The organism is Aquaticitalea lipolytica (assembly GCF_014641635.1).
Lineage (GTDB): Bacteria > Bacteroidota > Bacteroidia > Flavobacteriales > Flavobacteriaceae > Aquaticitalea > Aquaticitalea lipolytica.
The window spans coordinates 1-554 of sequence record NZ_BMIC01000035.1 but is presented as its reverse complement, the minus strand read 5'-3'; the positions used below and the strand labels follow the sequence as shown (position 1 = coordinate 554).

The following is a 554-nucleotide window of genomic DNA, read 5'->3' as shown; positions in this document are numbered from 1 at the left end:
AATAGATTTGAAAAACGAATTTGACATACCAACCCACTTATCACAACTCATTAGCAGTGAACAAGCCTATCAATATCAAATTGTGCCTATTGCTATTCAAGATGAAAAACTCTTTTTTAAATCTGACAACAAGGAACAGAGCTTAAAACAAGAACTACAAATCATTTTTGGAAAAGAAGTTGAACTTATTTCAGAAACTCCTGAAAATATTCAACAATATCTAGCAACTAACTTTAGAAAACGTAATACTGTTATTACTGAAGATTTACACTATAGCAATGATTTTCTTGAAAAGCTATTGCTAACGGCAAAAAATATTGGAAGCAGTGATATTCATTTTGAGCCATATGAACAAAAATGCAGGGTTCGTTTTCGATTGGATGGAAAATTAAAAGAATATTATGTGATTTCTTTAAATGAATACCCTGTAATAGTGAACAAACTCAAGATTAAAGCAGGGTTAGATATTTCAGAAAAACGATTGCCTCAAGATGGAAGGATTACCATTAAAAACGGCCTTGATGAATTTGATATTCGGGTGTCTTCATTACCTA

Annotated in this window: 1 protein-coding gene; it reads left to right on the top strand. The window is 31.2% G+C overall.

Annotated elements, in window-relative coordinates; genetic code table 11:
* Positions 1–7: 7 nt before the first annotated feature.
* Positions 8–554: ATPase, T2SS/T4P/T4SS family (locus tag IEW41_RS14500; protein ID WP_229660237.1), on the top strand; the 547-nt coding region annotated here is incomplete at its 3' end.